This is a genomic window from Mesorhizobium sp. M1406 (genome assembly GCF_040317555.1).
Lineage (GTDB): Bacteria > Pseudomonadota > Alphaproteobacteria > Rhizobiales > Rhizobiaceae > Mesorhizobium.
The window spans coordinates 15,785-39,739 of sequence record NZ_JAMYKW010000024.1 but is presented as its reverse complement, the minus strand read 5'-3'; the positions used below and the strand labels follow the sequence as shown (position 1 = coordinate 39,739).

Sequence of the window (23,955 nt, the reverse complement as noted above, 5' to 3'; positions counted from 1 at the left end):
ACAGCTCATGAGGGAGCCGCTTGAAATGGCAACAATCGCGCTTGTCGATGACGACCGCAACATTCTAACATCGGTGTCGATCGCCCTCGAATCCGAGGGGTATCGCGTCGAGACCTACACGGATGGTGCGTCAGCGCTGGAAGGATTGGCGGCACGCCCGCCGAATCTTGCCATCCTCGACATCAAGATGCCGCGCATGGACGGCATGGAACTGCTGCGCCGGATGCGCCAGAAGTCCGACCTCCCGGTGATCTTCCTGACCTCGAAGGACGACGAGATCGATGAATTGTTCGGCCTCAAGATGGGCGCCGACGATTTCATCCGCAAACCGTTCTCGCAGCGTCTGCTGGTCGAGCGGGTGCGCGCCGTGCTGCGCCGTGCCAGTGCCCGCGAGGCCGCCGCCAAGACACCCAGCCAACAGGCCCGCTCGCTTGAGCGCGGTCAGCTCGTCATGGACCAGGAACGTCATACCTGCACCTGGAAGGGCGAACCGGTGACGCTCACGGTCACCGAGTTCCTGATCCTGCATTCGCTGGCGCAGCGTCCCGGTGTCGTAAAAAGCCGTGATGCGCTGATGGATTCGGCCTATGATGAACAGGTCTATGTCGACGACCGTACCATCGACAGCCACATCAAGCGGCTGCGCAAGAAGTTCAAGGCCGTCGACGACGACTTCGAGATGATCGAAACCCTTTACGGAGTCGGATACCGGTTCCGCGAGGCGTGAATAGGCAATAGGCAGTAGGGAATAGTCGGTAGTCATTTTTGAATGGTGCGAGCGGCACTCATGCATAGCCGCGATCTCAGCCAACCATTTCTCTATTCCCTACTGCCTACTCACTACCGACTAATTACTAGGCAGGACCTGCTATTCGATGGCAGTCGAAGCACAGCGAACAAGACCGGCGGGCGCCTCCAGGCGGCCGTCGCGGATCATGCCGTCCTTCGTGTCGAAGATCACGGTGCCGATGCGCCGCTTCCTCGGCCATCATATCTTTTCCAGCCTGACGCGGCGTATCCTTTTCCTCAACCTTGCCGGCCTTGCCGTCCTGGTGACCGGCATCCTCTATCTCAACACTTTCCGCGACGGGCTGATCGACGCCCGCGTCGAAAGCCTGATGACACAGGGCGAGATCATCGCCGGCGCGATCGCGGCGTCGGCGACGGTCGAGACGGATTCGATCAGCATCGACCCGGAAAAGCTGCTTGAGCTGCAGGCCGGCGAAAGCCTGGGGCCGGGCTCCGACCAGCTCGACAATCTCGACTTCCCGATCAATCCGGAGCGCGTCGCGCCGGTGCTGAGAAGGCTGATCTCGCCGACCCGGACCCGCGCCCGCATCTATGACCGCGACGCCAATCTGCTGCTCGATTCACGCCATCTCTACTCGCGCGGCCAGATCCTGCGCTACGACCTGCCGCCGGTCGAAGAGGAAGAGCCCGATCTGGTCGAGCGCATCCAGAAATTCGTCTTCGACTTCTTCCGCAACACCGAACTGCCGGTCTATCACGAGCAGCCGGGCGGCAATGGCGCCGCCTTCCCGGAAGTGGTCAAGGCGCTCACCGGCAGCCCGTCGACCATCGTGCGCGTCTCGGAGCAGGGCGAGCAGATCGTTTCCGTGGCGGTGCCGATCCAGCGCTTCCGCGCCGTTCTCGGCGTGCTGATGCTGTCGACCGAAGGCGGCGACATCGACAAGATCGTCGCCGCCGAACGCAAGGCGATCCTGCGCGTCTTCGGTATCGCGGCCCTGGTCACCGCCATCCTGTCGATGCTGCTCGCCTCCACCATCGCCAATCCGCTGCGCCGGCTGTCGGCGGCGGCGGTTCGGGTTAGGCGCGGCGTCAAGAGCCGTGAGGAAATCCCCGACTTTTCCGACCGCCAGGACGAGATCGGCAATCTGTCGATCGCCATACGCGACATGACCAACGCGCTCTACGCCCGCATCGAGGCGATCGAAAGCTTCGCGGCCGACGTGTCGCACGAATTGAAGAACCCGCTGACATCGCTGCGCAGCGCGGTGGAAACCTTGCCGCTTGCCAAGAACGACGATTCGCGCGGCCGGTTGATGGACGTCATCCAGCACGACGTCAGGCGGCTGGACCGGCTCATCACCGATATTTCCGACGCCTCACGCCTTGATGCGGAACTCGCGCGCGAAGATGCTGGGACCGTCGACCTGAAGAAATTCATCACCGATCTCGTCGCCGTTTCGCGTGAAGCCACGCGCAACAAGAAGGCGGTCGAGATCGAGTTCAAGGTCGCCAAGCTGCCGCAGGGCGTCAAAGGTTATTTCGTCGTCGGGCATGATCTGCGCATCGGCCAGGTCATCACCAACCTGATCGAGAACGCCCGTTCCTTCGTTCCCGAGGATCATGGCCACATCGGCCTGTCGCTGGCGCGCGCCGGCAAGTTCAACATCGTCACCGTCGACGACAATGGTCCCGGCATCCGGGCCGACAACATCGACCGCATCTTCGAACGCTTCTACACCGACCGGCCGGCCGGCGAGGCGTTCGGCCAGAATTCTGGCCTTGGCCTGTCGATATCCAGGCAGATCGTCGAGGCCCATGGCGGCACGCTGACCGCCGAGAACATCCCGGGCACCAAACCCGGCGAGATCAAGGGCGCGCGCTTTGTCGTGACGCTGCCGGCCGAAGCATGATCCCGAAAAGTGGGAACCGGTTTTCGGACAAGATCATGCTTCATCCAACAGGCATGATCCCGAAAAGTGGGAACCGGTTTTCGGACAAGATCATGCTTCAAAGTGGAAACCGGGTTTCGGACAAGATCATCATGCTTCAACCAAAAACATGATCGTGCAAGATCGTGCCTGATCCAGTTGCGCAGCTTGAAAACATTCACGGAACCGCGATCCTGATCGGCGAGCGCGGCGTCCTTATCACCGGGCCGTCCGGCGCCGGCAAGACGACGCTGGCGCTCACACTCCTGGACCATTGCCGCGCGCGCGGGCTGTTCTCGCGGCTGATCGGCGACGACAGGCTGCTTGCCGCGGCCCGCGCCGGGCGGCTGGTCTGTCGCGTGCCGGCGACCATCGCCGGTCTCGCCGAAGTGCCTGGGTTCATGCCGCGCCCGCTGCCATTCGAGCCAGGCGGAGTGATCGACCTGCATGTGAGGCTGGTGCCGAAGGCAGAGATGGCCCGTTTCCAGGAGGAAATCAGCGAGCCGGTCGCAGGCTGCCCAGTGCCGCGTATCGACCTTGCCGAGCGTAACGCCGCCACGGCCTTGCCCGCCGTGATGGCGCGGCTGTCGATCGCGCCTTTTCTATGATCCGCCCCGGGTTTTTTGCTGCAATGCGTCAAAATGGCATGGGCCTGCGCAATTTTGGGCTTGTCAACGGGCCGTGCGTCGACAAGATAGCGCTCCCGCTGCCTGGAATGGCTGGCGAGCATAAAATGCGCCTGTGAAGCGGCGATGACGGGAGCCACCAAAGAATGATCGGACTCGTGCTTGTAACGCACGGTCAACTGGCCGCCGAGTTTCGACATGCCGTGGAACATGTCGTCGGGCCACAAGACAATTTCGAAACCGTGGCGATCGGCGCCGACGACGATATGGAGCAGCGTCGCCGCGACATCATCGACGCCGTTGCCCGTGTCGACACCGGGGCGGGGGTCATCGTGCTGACCGACATGTTCGGCGGCACGCCCTCCAACCTCGCCATCTCGGTAATGGAATCCGGCCGCACCGAGGTGATCGCCGGCATGAACCTGCCGATGCTGATCAAGCTCTCTTCGATCCGCAAGGGCGACAATATGGCCGCCGCACTCGACGAGGCTCAGGCGGCCGGCCGCAAATACATCAATGTCGCCAGCCAGCTCTTGAGCAGCAAATGAACGCGCTGTCCCCGGAAAAAGCTCAGATCGCCAAAGATACCATCACCAGGGACTTTCCCATCATCAACCAGCGCGGCCTGCACGCGCGCGCCTCGGCGAAGTTCGTCCAGCTGGCCAGCGGCTTCGACGCCTCGGTGCATGTCGAGAAGGACGGCGTCAAGGTCGGCGGCACCTCGATCATGGGCCTGATGATGCTGGCGGCAAGCCCCGGCTACTCGATCCGCGTCACCGCCAGCGGGCCGGAGGCCCAGGAGGTCATCGACGCCCTGGAGCAGCTGGTGGCGTCCCGCTTCGGCGAGGAAAGCTGATCTGCCAAACCGCCAATGCATGTCCGGGAGACATGCAGGGATAAAGATTTCTTTATATCCCATTGTCGTCTTCGCCCTGATCTGCTAGTCAGGCCGGCAATTCGCGCCCTTCGACGCGCCGACCGGCGCGGGCGCATCCGCAACCAATTCGCAGCACAACAATTCGGAGCACTGCCATGACGGGTAGCAAGGACTATGTGGTCGCCGACATCTCGCTGGCCGGCTGGGGCCGCAAGGAAATCGAGATCGCCGAGACCGAGATGCCGGGCCTGATGGCCAGCCGCGAGGAATTCGGCGACAAGCAGCCGCTCAAGGGCGCGCGCATCACCGGCTCGCTGCACATGACCATCCAGACGGCGGTGCTGATCGAGACCCTGAAGGCGCTCGGCGCCGATATCCGCTGGGCCTCCTGCAACATCTTCTCGACGCAGGATCACGCGGCCGCGGCCATCGCCGAGGCTGGCATCCCGGTATTCGCCGTCAAGGGCGAGAGCCTCGAGCAGTACTGGGACTACACCGACAAGATTTTCCAGTGGACCGACGGTGGCCTCTCCAACATGATCCTCGATGATGGCGGCGACGCCACCATGTACATCCTTATCGGCGCCCGCGCCGAGGCCGGCGAGGACGTGCTGTCCAACCCGCAGAGCGAGGAGGAAGAGTACTTCTATGCGCAGGTCAAGAAGCGCCTGAAGGCCTCGCCCGGCTTCTTCACCAAGCAGAAGGCTGCGATCCGCGGCGTCACCGAAGAGACCACGACCGGCGTCAACCGGCTTTACCAGCTGCAGAAGAAGGGCCTGCTGCCCTTCCCCGCCATCAACGTCAACGACTCAGTCACCAAGTCGAAGTTCGACAACAAGTACGGCTGCAAGGAATCGCTGGTCGACGGTATCCGTCGCGGCACCGACACGATGATGGCCGGCAAGGTCGCCGTCGTCTGCGGCTATGGCGACGTCGGAAAGGGCTCGTCGGCCTCGCTCAAGGGCGCCGGCGCCCGCGTCAAGGTCACCGAGGTCGATCCGATCTGCGCCCTGCAGGCGGCGATGGACGGTTTTGAAGTCGTCACTCTGGAAGACGCGGCCCCCACCGCCGACATCGTCATCACCACCACCGGCAACAAGGATGTCGTCACCCTCGACCACATGCGCTCGATGAAGGACATGGTGATCGTCGGCAACATCGGTCACTTCGACAACGAGATTCAGGTGGCCGCGCTGCGCAACCTGAAATGGACCAACGTCAAGCCGCAGGTCGACATGATCACCTTCCCGGACGGCAAGCGGATGATCCTTCTGTCGGAAGGCCGGCTGCTCAATCTCGGTAACGCCACCGGCCATCCGAGCTTCGTCATGTCGGCGTCCTTCACCAACCAGGTGCTGGCTCAGATCGAGCTGTACACCAAGCCCGGCCAGTACGAGAACCAGGTCTACGTCCTGCCCAAGCATCTCGACGAAAAGGTCGCGCGCCTGCATCTCGACAAGCTTGGCGCCCGCCTGACCGCACTGTCCGATGAGCAGGCCGCCTATATCGGCGTCACGCCTCAGGGTCCGTTCAAGCCGGAACACTACCGCTATTAACCAAACCGAAAATTGCTACCAGATATTGAGGCCGGGCGATTGACTTTTCGCCCGGCTTTATTTTTGCGCGCAATCGCCTTCACGACGATTCGGCGAGGGGTTATTGTCAGGTGATTCGCGACGCTTCCAGCCCGAGAGGGGTTCAAGAGAGGTGTGCATCAGGGCGGTCTTGCATTCAGGCGGCGGAGAGGACCAAGACATGCCGGGGCAACACCCGCACAGAGCGGGACGGGCCGTTTCCGGCGGCCACGACGATTCAAGGATCACTGGCTCCGCCTTGCAAGGCGGGGGCCTGTCCTGGCGCGCCCGTGCGTCGATCTTCCTTGCCACCTCCGCGCTTGCCGGCCCCTTGGCAGGTGCCGTCGCCCATGCCGAGACCGCCGGTTCCGCCGTCGCCGGATTGTCGATGAGCGCCGTCGAGGTGATGCAGCTTGCCGTCTTTGTCGGCGTGACGGGTGCCGCACTTCTGTCGGCCATCGTCCTCATCCGCGAAAGAGCCCGCACCTCGGCGGAGAATGTCGAACTCAGGAGCCGCCTCGCCGACATCAACGCGGCGCTCCGCCGCTCGGAGGCGCTGCTCAATCTGCGCGACCAGCGCGTGGTCGTCTGGGCCGCGGAAAACAAGAAGCCCGAACTCATCGGCACATTGCCCCTCGAAAGCGGCGCTCCGGAGGACCGGGCCGCTTTCCTCGCTTTCGGCCGCTGGCTGATGCCGCGTTCGGCGGCAGCACTTGAACATGCCGTTGCGGGATTGCGTGAAAAAGCGAAACCCTTCGACCTCGTCATCGAATCGCAGGCCGGCGCGCCGCTCGAAGTGCATGGCCGCAAGAGCGCGGCGCATGTGCTCGTGCGCTTCGTCTCGCTTTCGGAGACGCAGCGCAGCCAGGCCAGGCTGAAGATCGACAACCAGCGGCTGGCCGCCGACCATGACACGATGATCGGCCTGCTCGACGCGCTGAACATGCCGGCATGGCTTCGCAGCGAGGATGGGCGGCTGAAGTGGGTCAACCGGGCCTATGCCGATGCGGTCGAGGCCGAAAATGCCGAGGCCGCGGTTCGGGAGGCCAAAGAGTTCCTCGGCGGCCAGGCACGCGACGCGATTACCGCCCAGCACAAGACGCATCCGGTCTTCGCGCAGTCGCTTTCCACCGTGATCGAAGGCGATCGCCGTGTGTTTGCGGTCACCGATTTCGCCGGCAGCGATGGCTCGGCCGGCCTTGCTTGCGACACCAGCGCCATCGAGACGGTTCGCGGCGAATACGAGCGGACCGTCAGGAGCCACGCCGATACGCTCGACCAGCTCAATACGGCGGTCGCCATTTTCGATACCGACGAGAAGCTGCGGTTCTTCAATCAGGCTTTCCAGAAGTTGTGGGGGCTCGACAGCGGCTTCCTGCACAGTGCTCCCGACAATGCGCTGCTGCTGGACCGGCTGCGCAGCGAGGGCAAGATCGCCGAGCAACCTGAATGGCGCCGCTGGAAGGAAGGTCTGCTCGGCGCCTATCGTGCCGTGGAATCCCAGGAGCATTGGTGGCATCTGCCGGACGGCAAGACCATCCGCGTCGTCGCCAACCCGCAGCCCAAGGGTGGCGTGACCTGGGTATTCGAGAACCTGACCGAGAAGATGGACCTCGAAAGCCGCTACCAGACAGCGGTGCGGGTCCAGGGCGAGACGCTCGACAATCTTGCCGAAGGCGTGGCGGTGTTCGGCCCCGACGGCAGGCTTCGGCTGTCGAATCCCGCCTTTGCCACACTCTGGGGTTTGAGCGGCGAAGCGGCCAAGCCGAATGTGCACGTGTCCACGATCCGCGACCTTTGCGACCGGCAGGCGGCGGACAGCCCCTGGCCTGGCTTCGTAGCCGCCATCACCGGCTTTGACGACGAGCGCCGCGACCGCCACGGCCAAACCGAACTCAACAACGGCAATGTTCTGAGCTACGCCATAATCCCGTTACCCAACGGGCAGGTGATGATGACCTTCGTCGACGTTACCGACAGCGTTCATGTCGAAAGGGCGCTGAAGGACAAGAACGAGGCGCTGCAAAAATCCGACCAGCTCAAGAACGAATTCGTCCAGCACGTCTCCTATGAACTGCGCTCGCCGCTGACCAACATCATCGGCTTCACCGAACTGCTGTCGTTGCCCACGACCGGTCCGCTGACGCAGAAGCAGCGCGAATATGTCGAGCATGTCAGCTCGTCGTCCTCGGTGCTGCTCACCATCGTCAACGACATCCTCGACCTGGCGACGGTGGACGCCGGCATCATGCAGCTCGACATTTCCGAGGTGCACGTCGATCGCACCATTGCGGCCGCGGCCGAACTGGTCGCCGACCGGCTGGAAGAGCATTCGATCAGGCTCGAGGTCGACGCCACCGCTGCGCCGAAGACGTTCCACGGCGACGAAATCCGCGTCCGCCAGATACTCTACAATCTGCTCAGCAACGCCGCCAACTACGCGCCGGAAGCCAGCACCATCCGGCTCACTTGCCGCCATCTGGCGGACGGGGTGGAATTCTCGGTTCATGACGACGGCCCCGGCATGCCGCCGGATCTGCTCGATTCGGTGTTTCGCCGTTTCGAGCCGCGCGCCAATGGCGGCCGCCGGCGCGGCGCCGGCCTCGGCCTGTCGATCGTCAAGAGCTTTGTCGATCTGCATGGCGGCAGCGTTCGTATCGAAACCGGCAGGGACAAGGGCACGACCGTCATCTGCACCTTTCCCGACATGCCGGGCATCCGCGCCGCGGCTGAGTAGCGCGCTCGATGACAGGATTGGTGCTGGAGCGTTTACTCGCCGACGAGACACAGACAGCGCGGCTGGGCGAGGATCTGGCGCTGTCGCTGCGCCCGGGCGATGTGCTTGCCCTCAAGGGCGATCTCGGCGCCGGCAAGTCGACGTTGGCCCGGGCCTTGATCAGGGCCTTGGCCGACGATGCCGGCCTCGATGTGCCGAGCCCGACCTTCACGCTGGTGCAGAGCTACGACACCCGCGTCCCGGTCCATCATTTCGATCTCTACCGCCTGTCCTCGGCCGCCGAGATCGATGAGCTCGGGTTCGACGAGGCCCTGGCCCAAGGCGCCGCGTTGGTCGAATGGCCGGAACGAGCGGAAGATTATCTGCCGAAGACCACGGTCCTGATCGAACTCGTCCAGCAAGGCGACGGCCGGCTGGCGCGATTGTCGGGGCAGGGCGCTGCCTTCGATCGGGCGGCACGGTCGCTGGCCATGCGCGACTTTCTCGAAAATACAGGCTGGGGGCAAGCGCGGCGTCGCCATTTCATCGGCGATGCTTCGGCTCGCTCCTACGAGATCGTTTCGCTGCCGAACCGGAAGCCGCGAGTGCTGATGAACTCGCCCCGGCTGGTGCTCGGCCCGCCGGTGCGCGACGGCAAGCCCTATGCCGAGATCGCTCATACCGCCCAGTCGGTCTCCGCCTTCGTCGCCATCGACCGCGCCTTGAAGGCCGGCGGCGTCAGCGTTCCGGAAATCCATGCCGAGGATCAGGAGCAGGGGTTTTTGCTGCTCGAACATCTTGGTTCCGAAGGGTTTCTCGGCGGCGATGGTCAGCCGCTGGCCGATCGCTACGCGGCGGCGGCCGAGCTGCTGGCCATGATGCATGGCAGGACCTGGCCGCGGCGCCTGGAAACAGGGTTGGGCGGCTTCCATGAAGTGCCGCCCTTCGACCGCGACGCCATGATGATCGAAGCCGATCTGCTGGTCGACTGGTACGTGCCGGCGCTATCGGGCAGCCCGGCAAGCGACAGCTTGCGCGCCGGCTACCACAGGGAGTGGAACGCGCTTCTCGACCGGCTGCACGACCGCGAAGTCACGCTGATGCTGCGCGACTTCCATTCGCCCAACATCATCTGGCGCGGCGACCGCTCCGGTCATGACCGGCTGGGCATCGTCGACTTCCAGGACGCGCTGATCGGCCCGTCCGCCTATGACGTCGCCTCGCTCGCCATGGACGCGCGCGTCACCATGTCACCCGAGATCGAGAAACAGACGCTGAATGCCTATATCGGGGCGCGCCACGCAGCCGGCACTTTCGACGAAGCAAGTTTCCTGGAATCCTACGCAATCATGGCGGCGCAGCGGAACTCCAAGATCCTCGGCATCTTCGTCCGGCTCGAAAAGCGTGACGGCAAGCCCTATTATCTAAAGCACCTGCCGCGCATTCGCGATTATCTGCGCCGGGCCTTGTCTCACCCGGCGCTGGCAAGCCTGCGCGATTTCTACAACGCCAACGGTTTGCTGGAGGAGCGAGCGCTGTGACAGCAAGACCGGACACTGCCATCGTACTCGCCGCCGGGCTCGGCAAACGCATGCGGCCGATCACCGACACCATTCCCAAGCCGCTGGTCAGGGTCGCCGGCAAGCCGTTGCTCGACTGGAGTCTCGACAGCCTGGCCGCCGCCGGTGTCGGCAAGGCCGTGGTCAACGTCCATTATTTTCCCGAACAGATCGTCGCCCATGTCGCCGCGCGCCGCGCACCGCGGATCGTCATTTCCGATGAGAGCGAAAGACTGCTCGATTCCGCCGGCGGCATCGTCAAGGCGTTGCCGGAACTGGGCTCGCAGCCCTTCTATATCCTCAACGCCGACACGTTCTGGATCGACGACGGTCCTCTCAATCTCCAGCGCCTCGCCCTTGCATGGGACGCGGCGAAAATGGATATTCTGCTGATGCTGGCAGATCTCCATCAGGCGACCGGACACTGCGGCAGCACCGATTTCCTGGTGGCGCCGGATGGCCGCTTGCGGCGTTCAAAGGGGGATCCGGCGGGCTTGATCTATGCCGGCGCGGCGATCGTCCATCCGCGTCTGTTCAAGGGCGCACCGGCCGGGCCGCACTCGCTCAATGCCTATTTCGATACGGCCATAGCCGCAGGGCGCCTGTTCGGCATGCCGATGCATGGCCATTGGATCACCGTCGGCACGCCCGATGCCATCGCGCTCGCGGAAACGGCGGTCGCCGGCGCGCTAGCCGAGTTGCAATGAGCGGCTCAAGCCGCGTTTTCTCAATTCCCCCCGGAGCGCCGTTTCTGCCGACGCTTGCCGAGGCGCTGCTTGCCGGCCGCCTCGTTCCAGGTTTTCGGTTTGACGGCGACCCGCTCGCTCTGGCCGATGTCACCATCTATGTGCCGACGCGCCGCGCGGCGCGCGCTCTGCGGGGTGTCTTCGTCGACAGCCTGGCAACTCGCGGCGGCGGCGGTTCGGCGATCCTGCCGGTCATCCGGCCACTCGGCGAGTTCGACGAGGACGAGGCGGCGTTCGAGACCGAGGCAGCGGCGGCCATCGATCTCGCGCCGCCGATCGCCGCTTCTGAGCGCCTGTTGCTGCTGACGCCGCTGGTGCGCGCCTGGAAACGCCGGCTGCCGGCACATGTCGCCGCCCTCTTCGCCGAGGAGATCGTCATCCCGGCCTCCACCGCCGACGCGATCTGGCTGGCGCGCGATCTCGCGGGGCTGATGGACGAGATCGAGACGGAAGGCACGGACTGGGCCAAGCTCACCGATCTGGTGACCGGCAACCTTGCCGGATGGTGGCAGGTGACGCTCGAATTCCTCGGTATCGTCACCGACGCCTGGCCGAAATTCCTTGCAGAAAGCGATCGCTCCAACCCGGCCGCGCATCGCAGCGCGCTCATCCGCGCCGAGGCCGCCCGGCTGCAGCGCAATCCGCCCGCCGGGCCCGTCATCGCGGCGGGGTCCACCGGCTCGATACCAGCCACCGCCGAACTGCTTGCCGCGATCTCGCGCTTGCCCGGCGGCGCCATCGTGCTGCCCGGCCTCGACCGGACGCTGGACGAGGCGTCCTTCCAGGCAATCGCCGCGGCCGGTGCCCGCCCGGCCGTGCTTGGCCACCCGCAATACGGTCTCGCCAGGCTGATCGGCAAGATCGGCGTGTTGCGCGGCGATGTCGAGGAGATCGGCGCGGCCGAGCCACGGCTTGCGCTGCGCGCCGCCCTTGTCGGCGAAGCCCTGCGGCCGGCCGAGACCACCGAATTGTGGGCCGAGACGCGCAATGGCTTTTCAGCGTCCGACATCGCCGGGGCATTCGCCGGCGTGACCTTGCTCGAAGCGGCCAGCGAACGCGATGAAGCCGTGGCCATTGCCGTCGCGCTGAAGCGCGCGGTCGAAGTATCAGGCCAAAGGGCCGCTCTCGTCACCGGCGACCGCGCGCTGGCGCGACGCGTTTCGGTCGAGCTCCAGCGCTTCGGCGTCGTCGCCGACGATTCCGGCGGCACGCCGCTCGCCAACACCCCGGCGGCCAGCCTGCTCAGACTGGCGCTCGAAGCGGTGTTCCGGCCAGGCGATCCGGTTGGCCTGCTGTCGCTGCTCAAGCATCCGTTGCTCGGGCTTGGCCTCGAACGTGCCGATGTGCGCCATGCGGCGGAACTGATCGAACTGGTGGCGCTGCGTGGCGGCACCGGCCGCCCGGACATCGTTTCGCTGCCGGAACTGTTTGATAGCCGCCTCACCGAATTGGGCAGCGGCCGCCGGCCGCCCTTCTGGTTTTCCCGGCTGACCGTGCGCTCCATCGAAGGCGCTCGGAATTTGCTCGACCGTCTCAGACAGGCGCTTGCGCCGCTCGCGGCTTTCCGTGGCCAAGCGGACGCCGACCTTGCCGCGCTGGTCACAGCCAGTGTCGTCGCCCTCGAAAATCTCGGCCGCACCGTCGATGGCGGCCTTGCCGAACTCTATGCCGGTGACGCCGGCGAAAAGCTTGCCGAACTGCTGCGCGGGCTGGTCGCGGCTTCCGCATCGCTGTCCTTCGCGGCGAACGAGTGGCCCGATGTGATGGCGGCGCTGATCGCGCCTGAAACTGTCAAGCCGGCGCAAGGCACCGACAGGAACATCGCGATCTGGGGCGCGCTGGAAGCGCGCTTGCAGACTGTCGATACGCTGGTCATCGGCGGGCTCAACGAGGGCGTGTGGCCGCGCAAGCCAGAGAGCGACCGCTTCATGTCGCGGCTGATGAAGACCGGCATCGACCTCGAACCGCCGGAACGGCGCATCGGCCTTGCCGCGCATGATTTCCAGATGGCCATGGGCGCCAGGAAGGTGGTGCTGGCCCGCTCGGCGCGCGCCGGTGACGCACCCGCCGTGCCGTCGCGCTGGCTGCAGCGCCTGCTCACCTTCATCGGCAACGACCAGGCAGCTGAATTGCGCCGGCGTGGCGACGAACTGCTCACATGGACGCGCGCGCTCGACAGTGGTCCAAGGCAGGATTTCGCGCCACGGCCGCAGCCGAAGCCGCCACTGTCCGTGCGTCCCGGCCATTTCTCGGTCACCGAGATCGAGACCCTCCGCCGTGACCCCTACGCCGTCTATGCGAGACGCATTCTAGGACTGATGCCGCTCGACCCGGTCATTCGAGACCCAGGTGCGGCCGAGCGCGGCACACTGTTTCACGCCATCCTGCATCTGTTCTCGGCGCGGGTGGCTGACCCGCGCGCGCCCGATGCGCTCGCCGGCCTCATTGCCGCGGGCCGCGCCTGTTTTGCCGAAGTCGCTCTTCCGGCGGATGTCGAGGCGGTGTGGTGGCCGCGTTTCGAAAAACTCGCCGCCAACATCATCGAATGGGAGCGCACGCGCGCCGACGCGGTGATCCGGCGCCATGCCGAGGAGCGCGCCGGAAAGACCGTCGTCGGCCAGTCCGGCGTGACGCTGTCCGGCTATGCCGACCGTGTCGACCTGCTGGCTGGCGGCATGGCCGACATATTGGACTACAAGACCGGCTCCTCGCCGTCCAAGGCGCAGGCGCACACGCTGCTGGCGCCGCAACTGGCACTGGAGGGCGCGCTGCTCAGGCGCGGCGCCTTCAAGGATTTGGGCGCGCGCGAGCCCTCGCAACTGGCCTTCATCAGGTTGAAGCCGAATGGCGAGGTGTTCGAAGAATCCATCCTCGAACACAACCGCCAGCCGCGAACCGCCACCGATCTGGCCGAAGAGGCCTGGGCGCGGCTGGAAAAGCTCTTGATCCACTACGCAGACCCGGGAACCGGCTATCTGTCGCGCGCACTGCCGTTTCGCGAAGGCGAGACCGATGGCGACTACGACCATCTGGCCCGCGTGCTCGAATGGTCGGCCGGCGGCGACGCCGGTGACGAGGGAGGGGAGGCATGAAGAAGGCCTATCCTATCCCCAGCGACACCGCGACCAGCCAGGCCCGCGCCGCCGATCCTCAGAATTCCGCCTGGGTCTCGGCGAACGCCGGCTCCGGCAAGACCCATGTGCTGGCCCAGCGCGTCATCCGGCTGCTGCTGCGCGGCACCGATCCGTCGAAGATCCTGTGTCTGACCTACACGCGCGCCGCCGCCGCCAACATGTCCAATCGGGTGTTCTCGACATTGTCGGAATGGACGACGCTCGGTGACGCGGATCTGGCGTCGAAGGTCGAGGCGCTGGAAGGGCGCCGGCCCGATATCGAGACCATGCGCCGGGCGCGGCGCCTGTTCGCCGAGGCGCTGGAAACGCCCGGTGGGCTCAAGATCCAGACCATTCACGCCTTCTGCGAATCGGTGCTGCACCAGTTCCCGCTGGAAGCCAACATCCCGGCCCATTTCGAGATGCTCGACGGCCAGATGGAGGCATCGCTGTTTGCCGCCGCGCGCCGCGACATGATCTCCGGAACCGCCGCCGGCGACAGGGATCTGGCCGAGGCCTTTGCCACCATCCTCGACCGTGGCGGCGAAGCCGGGCTCGACGCCTTGCTGGGCGAGATCGTGCGCAAGCGCGACGGCTTGCGCAATTTCATCGACGCGGTCGGGCGCGAGGGCACGCGCTTCCAGGCGCTGTTCGACGAATTCCATTTCCGCCCCGGCCAGACCGCCGAAGGCATAGCGGCATCGGCCTGGCCGCTGCCGGGTTTCTTGCCGGACTATTTTGCCGGCTTCGCCCAGGCCGCCGACGCCACCGATGCGAGAGCGGTGCTGAACAACATCCTACCCTATGCGCGCCAGGCTTTCGTCGAAAGCGATCCCATTCGTCGCCTGCAATTGCTCGCAAGAGCCTTCCTCAAGACCGATGGCGACGCCTACGACCCGGCAAAAGCCTTCAAGAAGGCGCTGGTCGACCGACTGCCGGATCTGGCGGAGCGCTATCTCTCAGCGGCCAGCACGATCGTTGAAACAGTCGATCGGCTGGCCCTGTTCCGGATGCTGGAAGGCACGGTTGCCGCGCTGACCATCGCCGACTGGCTGATCGCCCGCTACGAAGTGCTGAAGCGCAGCCGCGGCTTTCTCGACTTCAACGACCTGATCATCCGCACCGTCAACCTTCTGGCGCGGCCCGATGCCGGCCCCTGGGTGCAATACAAGCTCGACCAGGGCATCGACCACATCCTGCTCGACGAGGCGCAGGACACCAGCCCGGATCAATGGGAGGTTGTGAAGCGGCTGGCGGAAGAGTTCTTCGCCGGCTTCGGCGCCCGCGACAGGGTCCATCGCACGGTCTTCGCCGTCGGTGACGAGAAGCAGTCCATCTATTCGTTCCAGGGTGCGGCGCCGGATTCCTTCGCCGACAGCCGGCTGTTGTTTGCCGGCAGGGTGCGCGACGCCGAGGCGTCCTTCGCCGATTTGAAGCTGACCTGGTCGTTCCGCTCGACCGACGACGTTCTTGCCGCCGTTGACCGCGTCTTCGCCGATCCCGTCGTGCGGCGCGGCATCAGCCACGATCCCGATCCGCTGAGCCACAAGGCGATCCGCACCGATGCGCCGGGCTATGTCGAGGTGTGGCCGTCGGTCGGCGCCGATGTCGTCGACGAGCCGGACGACTGGACGCAAGCCATCGACCATGCGCATGCGCCGGCGGTGCGCGTCGCCGAGAACGTCGCGGCCACCATTGCCGGCTGGATCGGCACCACGGAGATCATCGAAGGCCGTGGCAAGCGGCTGCGGCCTGGCGACGTGCTGGTGCTGGTGCGCAAGCGCGACCGCTTCGTCCATGCGTTGACTCGCGCCTTGAAACGCCGAGACATCCCGGTCGCCGGCGCCGACCGGCTGAGCTTGCCCGGCCATATCGCGGTCAAGGACCTGATCGCGCTCGGCCATTTCCTCATCCAGCCGCAGGACGATTTGTCGCTCGCCGCCGTGCTGCGCAGCCCGGTCTTCGATCTGCCCGAGGAGACGCTGTTCACGATCGCCTCGCAGAGGCCGGCTGGCCTGTCGTTGATCGCATCGCTGCGACAGCATGCGGGCGAAAGCGAGCGACTTGCAGCTGTTGTCACCCAGCTCGACACCTGGACGAACGAGGCCGCCTTCAAGCCGGTGTTCGAATTCTATGCCGGGCTGCTGGCGCGCGATGGAGTGCGCCGCAGGATGATCGCGCGGCTCGGGCCCGAGGCCGGCGACATTCTCGACGAGTTCCTGAGTTTCTGCCTCGCCGAGGAGCGAACCGGCCTGCCGGGGCTGGAAGCCTTCCTGTCGACGCTGGAAAACGCCGGTCCCGAGATCAAGCGTGAGATGGATCAGACCCGCGACGAGGTCCGGGTCATGACCGTGCACGCCGCCAAGGGCCTGGAAGCGCCGGTCGTGTTCCTGGTCGATGGCGGTTCCGCCCCGTTCAGCGACCAGCATCTGCCGCGCTTGATGCCCTTCGATGGTTCCGGCGCAAACTGGGACGGCAAGGGCTATCTCTGGCGCTCGGCCAGCGATGTTGCCAACGGCTTTTCCAAAGCAGCGGCAGCGCGGGCACGAGAACTCGCCGACGACGAATACCGCCGGCTGCTCTATGTCGGCATGACCCGTGCCGAGGATAGGCTGATCGTCTGCGGCTATCACGGCAAGCGGGCGCCGAACGCCGGCACCTGGCACTCGATCGTCAGCCGCGCGCTGCTCGGCGCTCCGGAAAGCGAGCAGCGTCCGCATCCCGCCGGTGGTGAGCCGGTGCATCGATTCCATGTCACCAGACTGCCGCCTGTTGCGCTGGCTTCCAGCGAGCCGGCACGGCAGGCCGACGCTTTCGAGCCTTTGCCGACGGGCCTGTTCCGGCCCTTGCCGCCGTTCGAGGACCTGCCGCGTCCGCTGTCGCCATCCGGCGCCTCGGCACTGATCGACGAAAGCAAGGAAGCCGTGGTCGACAAGGCCTCGCCGGTGCTGGATGCCGAGACCGAGCCGGGCTTTGCCGTGCTGCGCGGGCTTGCCCTGCACAAACTGCTGCAGATGCTGCCCGGCATCGCCGAGCCCGAGCGCCTGGGCGCGGCGGAACGTTATCTCGCACGAACGGGCGCACAGTGGTCCCCGTCGGAGCGGGAGAAAGCCCTGGCTTCGGTCACATCAATCCTTGCCGACGCCAGCTTCGGTCCGCTGTTTGCGCCGTCGTCGCGTGCCGAGGTCGCGATCATGGGCAGCCTGGAGGTCAAGGGCAAAAAACGCTCGATTTCCGGCAAGATCGACCGGCTGGCGGTGACGCCGGACGCGATTTCGATCGTCGACTACAAGACCAATCGGCCTGCGCCCGGCTCTCTGGCCGAGGTTCCGCCGGCCTATGTCCTGCAGCTCGCGCTCTATCGCGCCCTGCTGCAGCCGCTTTATCCCGGACGCGACGTCAAGGCGGCCCTGCTGTTCACCGAAGCGCCGCGGCTGATCGAACTGCCGGCCAAGGCCATGGACGACGCCCTTGCTCGACTCACGGGAGCGTGACACAACACCTGCTTGAAGAAGGGCGCGATCACCACCACATTTGGTGGGACAAAAATTTTCGAAAGGATTTCCGCATGGGTGCCACCGTCAAGGTCGACAAGAGCAATTTTCAGGCCGATGTGCTTGATGCCAACGTACCGGTCGTCGTCGATTTCTGGGCGGAATGGTGCGGTCCCTGCAAGATGATCGCGCCGGCGCTCGAAGACATAGCCACCGAACTCGGCGCAAGGGTGAAGATCGCCAAGCTGAACATCGACGAGAATCCCGAACTCGCCGCCCAGTTCGGCGTGCGCTCGATCCCGACACTGATGATCTTCAAGGGCGGCGAAATGGCCGACATGAAGGTGGGTGCCGCGCCGAAGACAGCGCTGTCGCACTGGATCAATGGCAACCTCGCCTGATCCGTCTGAAATTCCTGATATATCAAGCCCGGCCTTCGCGCCGGGCTTTTTGTTGGCGTCACCTACAGCGCCGCGCGTCCTTGGGTCATGCGCTGGGCCGCTCTGGCCCTGACGTCCGCGCACTCCATGTCTTCTGTTGGCAGCGCCAACAGGGAGAAACGACATGACCGGATCCGCCAAGGCCACCGTCTTCATCGACAACGAGCGTGTCATCGTCACCGAGTACCGCTTCGCGCCGGGCGACAACACCGGCTGGCATCGCCATGGCCATGACTATGTCGTGGTGCCGCTGATGGACGGCAAGGTGAAGCTGTTGACCAAGGACGGCGAGAGCTTCGCCGAGATGAAGAAGGGCGCGCCCTATTTCCGCAGGGAAGGCGTCGAGCACGACGTCATCAACGCCAACGAAGGGGAGTATGCCTTCATCGAGATCGAACTGAAGTGATGGCATGCCATCAGTTGCCATCTTGATGGCAGGCGCAGGAAAGACTATATCTTTCTCAAAAGGGAGTTTGAATGGCCGAACCCCAGCTTTCCGTCCGCAGCGCAAAAGCACGTGATCTTGCGCATCGACTCGCTCGTCGCGAAAACCGCTCAATAGCTGATATCGTCGAGCGCGCGCTTGAATCCTATGAGATTCGGGAGGCCGGGCGAGAACCGGCATCCGCCTTCTACTCTCGCCTGACGGCAAGCGTTGGCGTCGACATCGATCTGGAAGAAATCATCCGGGAAAGCCGCAAGGTCCATACAGGGCCGGAGCTTTGATTTTCGTCGACACCAATGTGATTTCGGAGAGCCTTAGAAAGGCGCCTGACGCTGCTGTCATGGCTTGGCTGGTCCGCAACGATGCCGAGCTGGCGCTTCCCACGGTGGCGATTGCCGAAATCGCTTTCGGCATCCAGAAGATACGACCTGATGAACGTGCCGATCGCCTGGAGCAAGGACTCTCCCAATGGCGCCATCGCTTTGCCGACCGTATTTTTGGGCTGACGGAGGAGGCGGCTCTGGCTTATGGCGAGATTATGGGAACCGCGACGCGTCAGGGCCGGGGCATGTCGGCACCCGATGGCATGATTGCAGCGATAGTGCGCGTGAACGGCGGTCGGCTGGCAACACGTAATCTCAACGACTTCGGCCCGGCCAACCTTGAGCTGATCTCGCCTTGGGATTTCTAGAGCGTTTCACCGTTTCACGGAAAAGGCGGAATGCTCTACCAGTCGGCGATACGATCGCCTCCGGCGAATTGCGCGCTTTTTTCGGTATATTCGAACAACTCGATCTTCACGTCGTTGGGGTCGCGAATCCAGGCCTGGAAGGTGTCGTCGCAGGCCAGTTTCTTAGACGTGACGTCGATGCCCTTCGACCTGATATGGGCGATCGCGGCATCGATATTTTCCACTTCGAGGCAGAAATGGTTGATCTGATTGAGCTCGCTGTAGCTGGCCCCGTCCTTCTGGAACACCTCGATATGGCTGCGCCCGCCGCAATCGAGATAGAACCCGAAAATCTTGCCGTCACGCAGGAAATTGAAGCGGGTGTCCATGCCCAGCACGTCGCGGTAAAAGCTTCGCGTCACCTCCAGGTCGTCAGCGAAGATACAGACGTGAGCGAGCTGCTTGACCTTGATCATGACTGGTTCCTCGCGGTCGCCGATATCCAACCTCAGGTCGGCGGCGTGCCGTTCTCGGCCAGCACCGCGCCGGCTAGGTACAATGAACCGCCGATCAGGATGCGCGGCGGCGGGCCGTCCCAGGTGTCGCGCAGCAGCATCAGCGCATTGGCAACGGAACTCACCGGCTCGGCCGTCAGTCCCGCTTCCGTCGCGCAGATCGCCAGTTCGTCGTTCGGCACGCCGGCCTCGCTGAGGCTCACCGGCACTGTGTAGACATGCCGGGCCAAGCCTTTGAAGGCGCGGAAATAGCCGCTCTGGTCCTTGGTGTTGATCATGCCGGAGATGAGCAAGAGCGGACGCGGGTTCTTTTCTTCCTGCTCCGCCAGTGCTTCGGCAATAACCACGCCGGCGCCCGGGTTGTGGCCGCCGTCCAGCCAGATGTCGGCACCCTTCGGCGCCAGTTCGGCCAGCCGGCCCTGCGCCAGCTTCTGCATGCGGCCGGGCCAGGCGACATTGATCATCGCCTTTTCGGCGGCGCGATGGCTGATCTCGAAACCGGCCGCCTTGACCGCGGCGATCGCCGCCGCCGCATTGGCGAATTGGTGGCGCCCCGGCAGCCGTGGCGGCGGCAGGTCCATCAAACCGTCCTCGTCCTGGTAGACCATGCGGCCGTTTTCCTCGAAGGCGAGGAAATCCTGGCCGTAGACGAAGGTCGGGCACTCCAACCGCTCCGCGGTTTCGATCAGCACCTGCAGCGCCGTCTCGCTTTCCTGTGCGCCGATGACCACCGGGCAGCCAGGCTTGATGATGCCGGCCTTTTCAGCGGCGATCAGTTCGACACGGTCGCCGAGATAGGCCTCGTGGTCGAGCGACACCGGCATGATCACCGATACGGCCGGCTCCTTGACGACATTGGTGGCGTCGAAGCGGCCGCCGAGCCCGACCTCGATGATGGCGGCATCGGCCTGGTGTTCGGAAAACAAGAGGAAGGTGACGGCGGTGAGGATCTCGAAGACGGTGATCGTCTCGCCTTCGTTGGCCCTGGCGACGCGGGCGATGGCATCGGCGAACACCCTGTCCTCGACCAGCCTGCCGCCGCCATCGGCGGCCAGCCGGTAGCGCTCGTGCCAGTTGACCAGATGCGGCGAGGTGTGGACATGGACGCGGTAGTCCGCCGCCTCGAGCAGGGCGCGCGAAAAGGCGGCGCACGAGCCCTTGCCATTGGTGCCGGCGATGTGGATGACCGGCGGCAGCCGGTCCTGCGGATTATCAAGCCGCTCCAGCAGCCGCGAAATGCGGTCGAGCGAAAGGTCGAAGCCTTTCGGGTGAAGCGCCATCAGGGCTTCGATTTCGCGGTCGGCGGCAAGCGTCATCATGGAAGAATCCTATGCGGGTCGCGAGGCGCGCGCAATCGCGGTCGCGGCGCACGATGTCGCGTCAGGCTTGCGGTCGGGCTTCCGTCGCAATGGTGGCCGGCGGCAGGATTTCCGGCTCCAGCGGCTTCTGCTCCTCCGGCAGCTTGAGCAGCATCTTGAGCAGCCGCGCGATGGTTTCGCGCAACTCCAGCCGCGACACCACCATATCGACCATGCCGTGCTCCATCAGATATTCGGAGCGCTGGAAGCCGTCCGGCAATTTCTCGCGGATCGTCTGTTCAATGACGCGCGGTCCGGCAAAGCCGATCAGCGCGCCGGGCTCGGCGATATGTACGTCGCCCAGCATGGCGTAGGAGGCAGTGACGCCGCCGGTGGTCGGGTTGGTCAAAACAACGATGTAGGGAAGGCCTGCTTCCTTCAGCCTGTCGACGCCGACCGTGGTCCTCGGCAATTGCATGAGCGACAAAATACCTTCCTGCATGCGGGCACCGCCGGAGGCGGCGAACAGGATCAACGGCCGCTTGCGCTGCAGGGCCGCTTCAAAGCCACGCACGATGGCGTCGCCCGCGGCCATACCGAGCGATCCGCCCATGAAGGCGAAGTCCTGCACCGTGACCACAACCGGCAGGCCCTCGACGGTCCCCAGCGCGTTGATGATCGCGTCTTCCAGGCCGGTCTTGGCCTTGGCGTCCCTCAGCCGGTCGACATAGCGCTTCTCGTCGCGGAATTTCAGCGGATCCTGCATGACCTTGGGGTTGTCCAGGGTCTCGTATTTGCCGTCGTCGAAGAAGAATTTCAGCCGCTCCTTGGCCGAGATCTTCATGTGATGACCTGACGAAGGGATGACGAACTGGTTGGATTCCAGATCCTTGTGGAACACCATCTCGCCGGTCTCCGGATCCTTGATCCAGAGATTCTCGGGCATGTCGGTGCGCCGGCCGAGCATCGAATTGATCTTCGGACGAACGTAATTGGTGATCCAGTTCATCGCTTCGGCTCCTGTCCTGACGAAGAGTTAGTGCATGTCGCCCAAAAGTGGAAACCGGTTTTGGGATAACGACATGCGCAAAGCTGAGGTAGGAGAACTATTCGGCGGCAGCAAGGCGGGCCGAGCGCACACCTTGCGCAAGGCCGCTGACCAGCGTGGCGACGGCTTCGGCAGGGTCGGCGGTCTTCTCGCCTTTCGGCCCCAGCACGTTGGCCACGGCATTGACGATCGCGGTGCCGACGACGACGCCGTCGGCATTGGCGCCGATCACGCGGGCCTGCTCGGCGGTCTTGACGCCGAAGCCGACGCAGACCGGCAGGTCGGTGTGGCCCTTGATGCGCTTGACCGCCGCCGCCACCTTGCCGGTGTCGGCCAGCGCCGAGCCGGTGATGCCGGTCATCGACACATAATAGACGAAGCCTGACGTGTTCTGCAGCACCTTGGGCAGGCGCTTGTCGTCGGTTGTCGGCGTTGCCAGCCGGATGAAGTTGATGCCGGCCTTGAGCGCCGGAATGCACAGTTCCTCGTCCATCTCCGGCGGCAGGTCGACGACGATTAGCCCATCGATGCCGCTGGCAATAGCATCCGTGAGGAAGCGGTCGACGCCGTAGATGTAGATCGGGTTGTAGTAGCCCATCAGCACGATCGGCGTCTCATTGTCGCCCGTCCGGAACTTCGACGCCATTTTCAGTGTCCTGACCAGCGTCTGGCCGCCTTTCAGCGCCCTGAGGCCCGCGGCCTGGATAGCCGGACCGTCGGCCATCGGGTCGGAAAACGGCATGCCGAGCTCGATGATGTCGGCGCCCGCGCCCGGCAGTGCCTTCATGATCGACAGCGAGGTGTCGTAGTCCGGGTCGCCGCCCATGAAATAGGTGACGAGCGCCGGGCGGCCTTCGGTCTTCAGCTTCGCCATGCGGCGATCGATGCGGGTCACCATGATCAGATCTCCATGCCCAGCATCGAGGCCACCGTATGCACGTCCTTGTCGCCACGACCGGACAGGTTGACGATGACGATCTGGTCCTTATCCATCCCAGGCACGATCTTCACCGCATGCGCGATGGCATGCGCCGATTCCAGCGCCGGGATGATGCCTTCGACCCGCGTCGTCAGCTTGAAGGCCTCCAGCGCCTCGTCGTCGAGAATGGGTACATATTCGACGCGGCCCGAGTCGCGCAGCCAGGAATGCTCTGGACCGACGCCGGGATAGTCGAGACCGGCCGAGATCGAATGCCCGTCCATGATCTGGCCGTCCGCATTCTGCAGGAGATAGGTGCGGTTGCCGTGCAGCACGCCGGGTTTTCCTGCATTCATCGAGGCGCAATGCTCGATGCCGTCGAGGCCGCGTCCGCCGGCCTCGATGCCGATGATGCGGACCTCTTTGTCGTCCAGGAACGGATGGAACAGGCCGATGGCGTTGGAACCGCCGCCGACAGCGGCGATGATGGTGTCCGGCAGCCGGCCTTCCTGTTCGAGGATCTGCGCCCGCGCCTCGATGCCGATCACCGACTGGAAGTCGCGCACCAGCTCCGGATAGGGATGCGGTCCGGCGGCGGTGCCGATCAGGTAATAAGTATCCTCGACATTGGTCACCCAATCACGAAGGGCTTCGTTCATGGCGTCCTTCAGCGTGCCGTGGCCGGCGGTTACCGGCCGCACTTCGGCGCCGAGCAGCTTCATGCGGAAGACATTGGGGCTTTGCCGGGCAACGTCGGTGGCCCCCATATAAACGACGCAGGGAAAGCCGAAGCGGGCCGCGACCGTGGCCGAGGCCACGCCGTGCTGGCCGGCACCGGTTTCGGCGATGATGCGCTTCTTGCCCATGCGCTTGGCCAGCAGGATCTGGCCGAGACAGTTGTTGATCTTGTGCGAACCGGTGTGGTTCAGATCCTCGCGCTTGAAATAGACTTTTGCACCACCGAGATGCCTAGTCAGCCCCTCGGCGAAATAGAGCTTTGAGGGCCGCCCGGCGTAGTGCGTGGACAGGTCGGTGAGTTCAGCCCTGAAATCCGCATCGTTCTTGACCTCGTTCCAGTGCCGCTCCAGGTCGAGGATCAGCGGCATCAGCGTTTCGGCAACGAAACGACCGCCGAAAATGCCGAACATGCCCTGTTCGTCGGGTCCGGTGCGGAAGGAATTGGGTGTCGCCGGCTTGTTCATCGCCGATCTCCTGGCATCTTGATGTCTTGAGCATG

Annotated in this window: 20 protein-coding genes; 15 read left to right on the top strand and 5 right to left on the bottom strand. The window is 64.4% G+C overall.

Going from position 1 to position 23,955, the window contains the following annotated elements:
* Positions 1–25: 25 nt before the first annotated feature.
* The 15 genes from NKH03_RS20125 (at position 26) to NKH03_RS20055 (ending at position 18,959) form a co-directional block, all read left to right on the top strand.
* On the top strand, positions 26–727 hold the full coding sequence (locus NKH03_RS20125) for a response regulator transcription factor (protein ID WP_013528337.1): 702 nt from the start codon (positions 26–28) through the stop codon (positions 725–727).
* Positions 728–875: 148 nt separating this feature from the next.
* Complete coding sequence (locus tag NKH03_RS20120) at positions 876–2,660, top strand: sensor histidine kinase (protein WP_352970049.1); 1,785 nt, start codon at positions 876–878, stop codon at positions 2,658–2,660.
* A gap of 164 nt (positions 2,661–2,824) precedes the next feature.
* The gene (locus tag NKH03_RS20115; RefSeq protein WP_352970048.1) at positions 2,825–3,286 is read left to right on the top strand and encodes an HPr kinase/phosphorylase; all 462 of its coding nucleotides are present in this window, start codon (positions 2,825–2,827) and stop codon (positions 3,284–3,286) included.
* 164 nt (positions 3,287–3,450) lie between these two features.
* On the top strand, positions 3,451–3,852 hold the full coding sequence (locus NKH03_RS20110) for a PTS sugar transporter subunit IIA (protein WP_352879341.1): 402 nt from the start codon (positions 3,451–3,453) through the stop codon (positions 3,850–3,852).
* Complete coding sequence (locus NKH03_RS20105) at positions 3,849–4,160, top strand: HPr family phosphocarrier protein (protein ID WP_352870650.1); 312 nt, start codon at positions 3,849–3,851, stop codon at positions 4,158–4,160. The genes NKH03_RS20110 and NKH03_RS20105 overlap by 4 nt, the downstream gene beginning before the upstream one ends.
* Positions 4,161–4,336: 176 nt before the next feature.
* Positions 4,337–5,737, top strand: a complete 1,401-nt coding sequence (ahcY, locus tag NKH03_RS20100; protein WP_352870651.1) for an adenosylhomocysteinase — start codon at positions 4,337–4,339, stop codon at positions 5,735–5,737.
* 199 nt (positions 5,738–5,936) lie between these two features.
* Complete coding sequence (locus tag NKH03_RS20095) at positions 5,937–8,492, top strand: ATP-binding protein (RefSeq protein WP_352970047.1); 2,556 nt, start codon at positions 5,937–5,939, stop codon at positions 8,490–8,492.
* 8 nt (positions 8,493–8,500) lie between these two features.
* Entirely contained in the window at positions 8,501–10,012 is a 1,512-nt protein-coding gene (tsaE, locus tag NKH03_RS20090) for a tRNA (adenosine(37)-N6)-threonylcarbamoyltransferase complex ATPase subunit type 1 TsaE (RefSeq protein ID WP_352970045.1), read from the top strand.
* Positions 10,009–10,737 (top strand): nucleotidyltransferase family protein, encoded by a 729-nt coding sequence (locus tag NKH03_RS20085; RefSeq protein WP_352970043.1) that lies wholly within the window; start codon positions 10,009–10,011, stop codon positions 10,735–10,737. Before tsaE ends, NKH03_RS20085 begins: the two co-directional genes overlap by 4 nt.
* Positions 10,734–13,868: a double-strand break repair protein AddB gene (gene addB / locus NKH03_RS20080; RefSeq protein WP_352970042.1), complete on the top strand. Its 3,135-nt coding sequence runs from the start codon at positions 10,734–10,736 to the stop codon at positions 13,866–13,868. Before NKH03_RS20085 ends, addB begins: the two co-directional genes overlap by 4 nt.
* Complete coding sequence (addA, locus tag NKH03_RS20075) at positions 13,865–17,383, top strand: double-strand break repair helicase AddA (RefSeq protein ID WP_352970039.1); 3,519 nt, start codon at positions 13,865–13,867, stop codon at positions 17,381–17,383. Before addB ends, addA begins: the two co-directional genes overlap by 4 nt.
* A gap of 74 nt (positions 17,384–17,457) precedes the next feature.
* A complete protein-coding gene (gene trxA / locus NKH03_RS20070; protein WP_352870657.1) occupies positions 17,458–17,784 on the top strand; it encodes a thioredoxin in 327 nt (108 codons plus the stop codon).
* A gap of 163 nt (positions 17,785–17,947) precedes the next feature.
* Positions 17,948–18,229: a cupin domain-containing protein gene (locus NKH03_RS20065; protein WP_352970036.1), complete on the top strand. Its 282-nt coding sequence runs from the start codon at positions 17,948–17,950 to the stop codon at positions 18,227–18,229.
* Positions 18,230–18,300: 71 nt separating this feature from the next.
* On the top strand, positions 18,301–18,549 hold the full coding sequence (locus NKH03_RS20060; protein ID WP_023761145.1) for a hypothetical protein: 249 nt from the start codon (positions 18,301–18,303) through the stop codon (positions 18,547–18,549).
* Positions 18,546–18,959 (top strand): type II toxin-antitoxin system VapC family toxin, encoded by a 414-nt coding sequence (locus NKH03_RS20055; protein WP_352870658.1) that lies wholly within the window; start codon positions 18,546–18,548, stop codon positions 18,957–18,959. The genes NKH03_RS20060 and NKH03_RS20055 overlap by 4 nt, the downstream gene beginning before the upstream one ends.
* Positions 18,960–18,994: 35 nt before the next feature.
* Here NKH03_RS20055 and NKH03_RS20050 read toward each other — a convergent pair whose 3' ends face one another.
* The 5 genes from NKH03_RS20050 to trpB all read right to left on the bottom strand — a co-directional run bounded on the left by NKH03_RS20050 (position 18,995) and on the right by trpB (position 23,920).
* The gene (locus NKH03_RS20050) at positions 18,995–19,414 is read right to left on the bottom strand and encodes a VOC family protein (RefSeq protein WP_352970034.1); all 420 of its coding nucleotides are present in this window, start codon (positions 19,412–19,414) and stop codon (positions 18,995–18,997) included.
* A 32-nt stretch (positions 19,415–19,446) separates the two neighbouring features.
* A complete protein-coding gene (locus tag NKH03_RS20045) occupies positions 19,447–20,772 on the bottom strand; it encodes a bifunctional folylpolyglutamate synthase/dihydrofolate synthase (protein ID WP_352970032.1) in 1,326 nt (441 codons plus the stop codon).
* A 61-nt stretch (positions 20,773–20,833) separates the two neighbouring features.
* Positions 20,834–21,760 carry an acetyl-CoA carboxylase, carboxyltransferase subunit beta gene (accD, locus tag NKH03_RS20040; RefSeq protein ID WP_352870661.1) on the bottom strand — a complete coding sequence of 309 codons (927 nt, stop codon included), beginning with the start codon at positions 21,758–21,760 and terminating at the stop codon, positions 20,834–20,836.
* A gap of 97 nt (positions 21,761–21,857) precedes the next feature.
* A complete protein-coding gene (gene trpA / locus NKH03_RS20035) occupies positions 21,858–22,697 on the bottom strand; it encodes a tryptophan synthase subunit alpha (RefSeq protein WP_352970029.1) in 840 nt (279 codons plus the stop codon).
* A gap of 2 nt (positions 22,698–22,699) precedes the next feature.
* On the bottom strand, positions 22,700–23,920 hold the full coding sequence (trpB, locus tag NKH03_RS20030; RefSeq protein ID WP_352970028.1) for a tryptophan synthase subunit beta: 1,221 nt from the start codon (positions 23,918–23,920) through the stop codon (positions 22,700–22,702).
* Between the last annotated feature and the right edge of the window lie 35 nt (positions 23,921–23,955).

Coding starts and splice junctions, on each gene's coding strand:
- NKH03_RS20045 (WP_352970032.1), bottom strand. CDS start 20,772: ATGATGACGCTTGCCGCCGACCGCGAAATCGAAGCCCTGATGGCGCTT.
- trpA (WP_352970029.1), bottom strand. CDS start 22,697: ATGGTGACCCGCATCGATCGCCGCATGGCGAAGCTGAAGACCGAAGGC.
- trxA (WP_352870657.1), top strand. CDS start 17,458: ATGGGTGCCACCGTCAAGGTCGACAAGAGCAATTTTCAGGCCGATGTG.
- NKH03_RS20095 (WP_352970047.1), top strand. CDS start 5,937: ATGCCGGGGCAACACCCGCACAGAGCGGGACGGGCCGTTTCCGGCGGC.
- addB (WP_352970042.1), top strand. CDS start 10,734: ATGAGCGGCTCAAGCCGCGTTTTCTCAATTCCCCCCGGAGCGCCGTTT.
- NKH03_RS20050 (WP_352970034.1), bottom strand. CDS start 19,414: ATGATCAAGGTCAAGCAGCTCGCTCACGTCTGTATCTTCGCTGACGAC.
- tsaE (WP_352970045.1), top strand. CDS start 8,501: ATGACAGGATTGGTGCTGGAGCGTTTACTCGCCGACGAGACACAGACA.
- NKH03_RS20110 (WP_352879341.1), top strand. CDS start 3,451: ATGATCGGACTCGTGCTTGTAACGCACGGTCAACTGGCCGCCGAGTTT.
- addA (WP_352970039.1), top strand. CDS start 13,865: ATGAAGAAGGCCTATCCTATCCCCAGCGACACCGCGACCAGCCAGGCC.
- NKH03_RS20125 (WP_013528337.1), top strand. CDS start 26: ATGGCAACAATCGCGCTTGTCGATGACGACCGCAACATTCTAACATCG.
- NKH03_RS20065 (WP_352970036.1), top strand. CDS start 17,948: ATGACCGGATCCGCCAAGGCCACCGTCTTCATCGACAACGAGCGTGTC.
- ahcY (WP_352870651.1), top strand. CDS start 4,337: ATGACGGGTAGCAAGGACTATGTGGTCGCCGACATCTCGCTGGCCGGC.
- NKH03_RS20060 (WP_023761145.1), top strand. CDS start 18,301: ATGGCCGAACCCCAGCTTTCCGTCCGCAGCGCAAAAGCACGTGATCTT.
- accD (WP_352870661.1), bottom strand. CDS start 21,760: ATGAACTGGATCACCAATTACGTTCGTCCGAAGATCAATTCGATGCTC.
- trpB (WP_352970028.1), bottom strand. CDS start 23,920: ATGAACAAGCCGGCGACACCCAATTCCTTCCGCACCGGACCCGACGAA.
- NKH03_RS20120 (WP_352970049.1), top strand. CDS start 876: ATGGCAGTCGAAGCACAGCGAACAAGACCGGCGGGCGCCTCCAGGCGG.
- NKH03_RS20105 (WP_352870650.1), top strand. CDS start 3,849: ATGAACGCGCTGTCCCCGGAAAAAGCTCAGATCGCCAAAGATACCATC.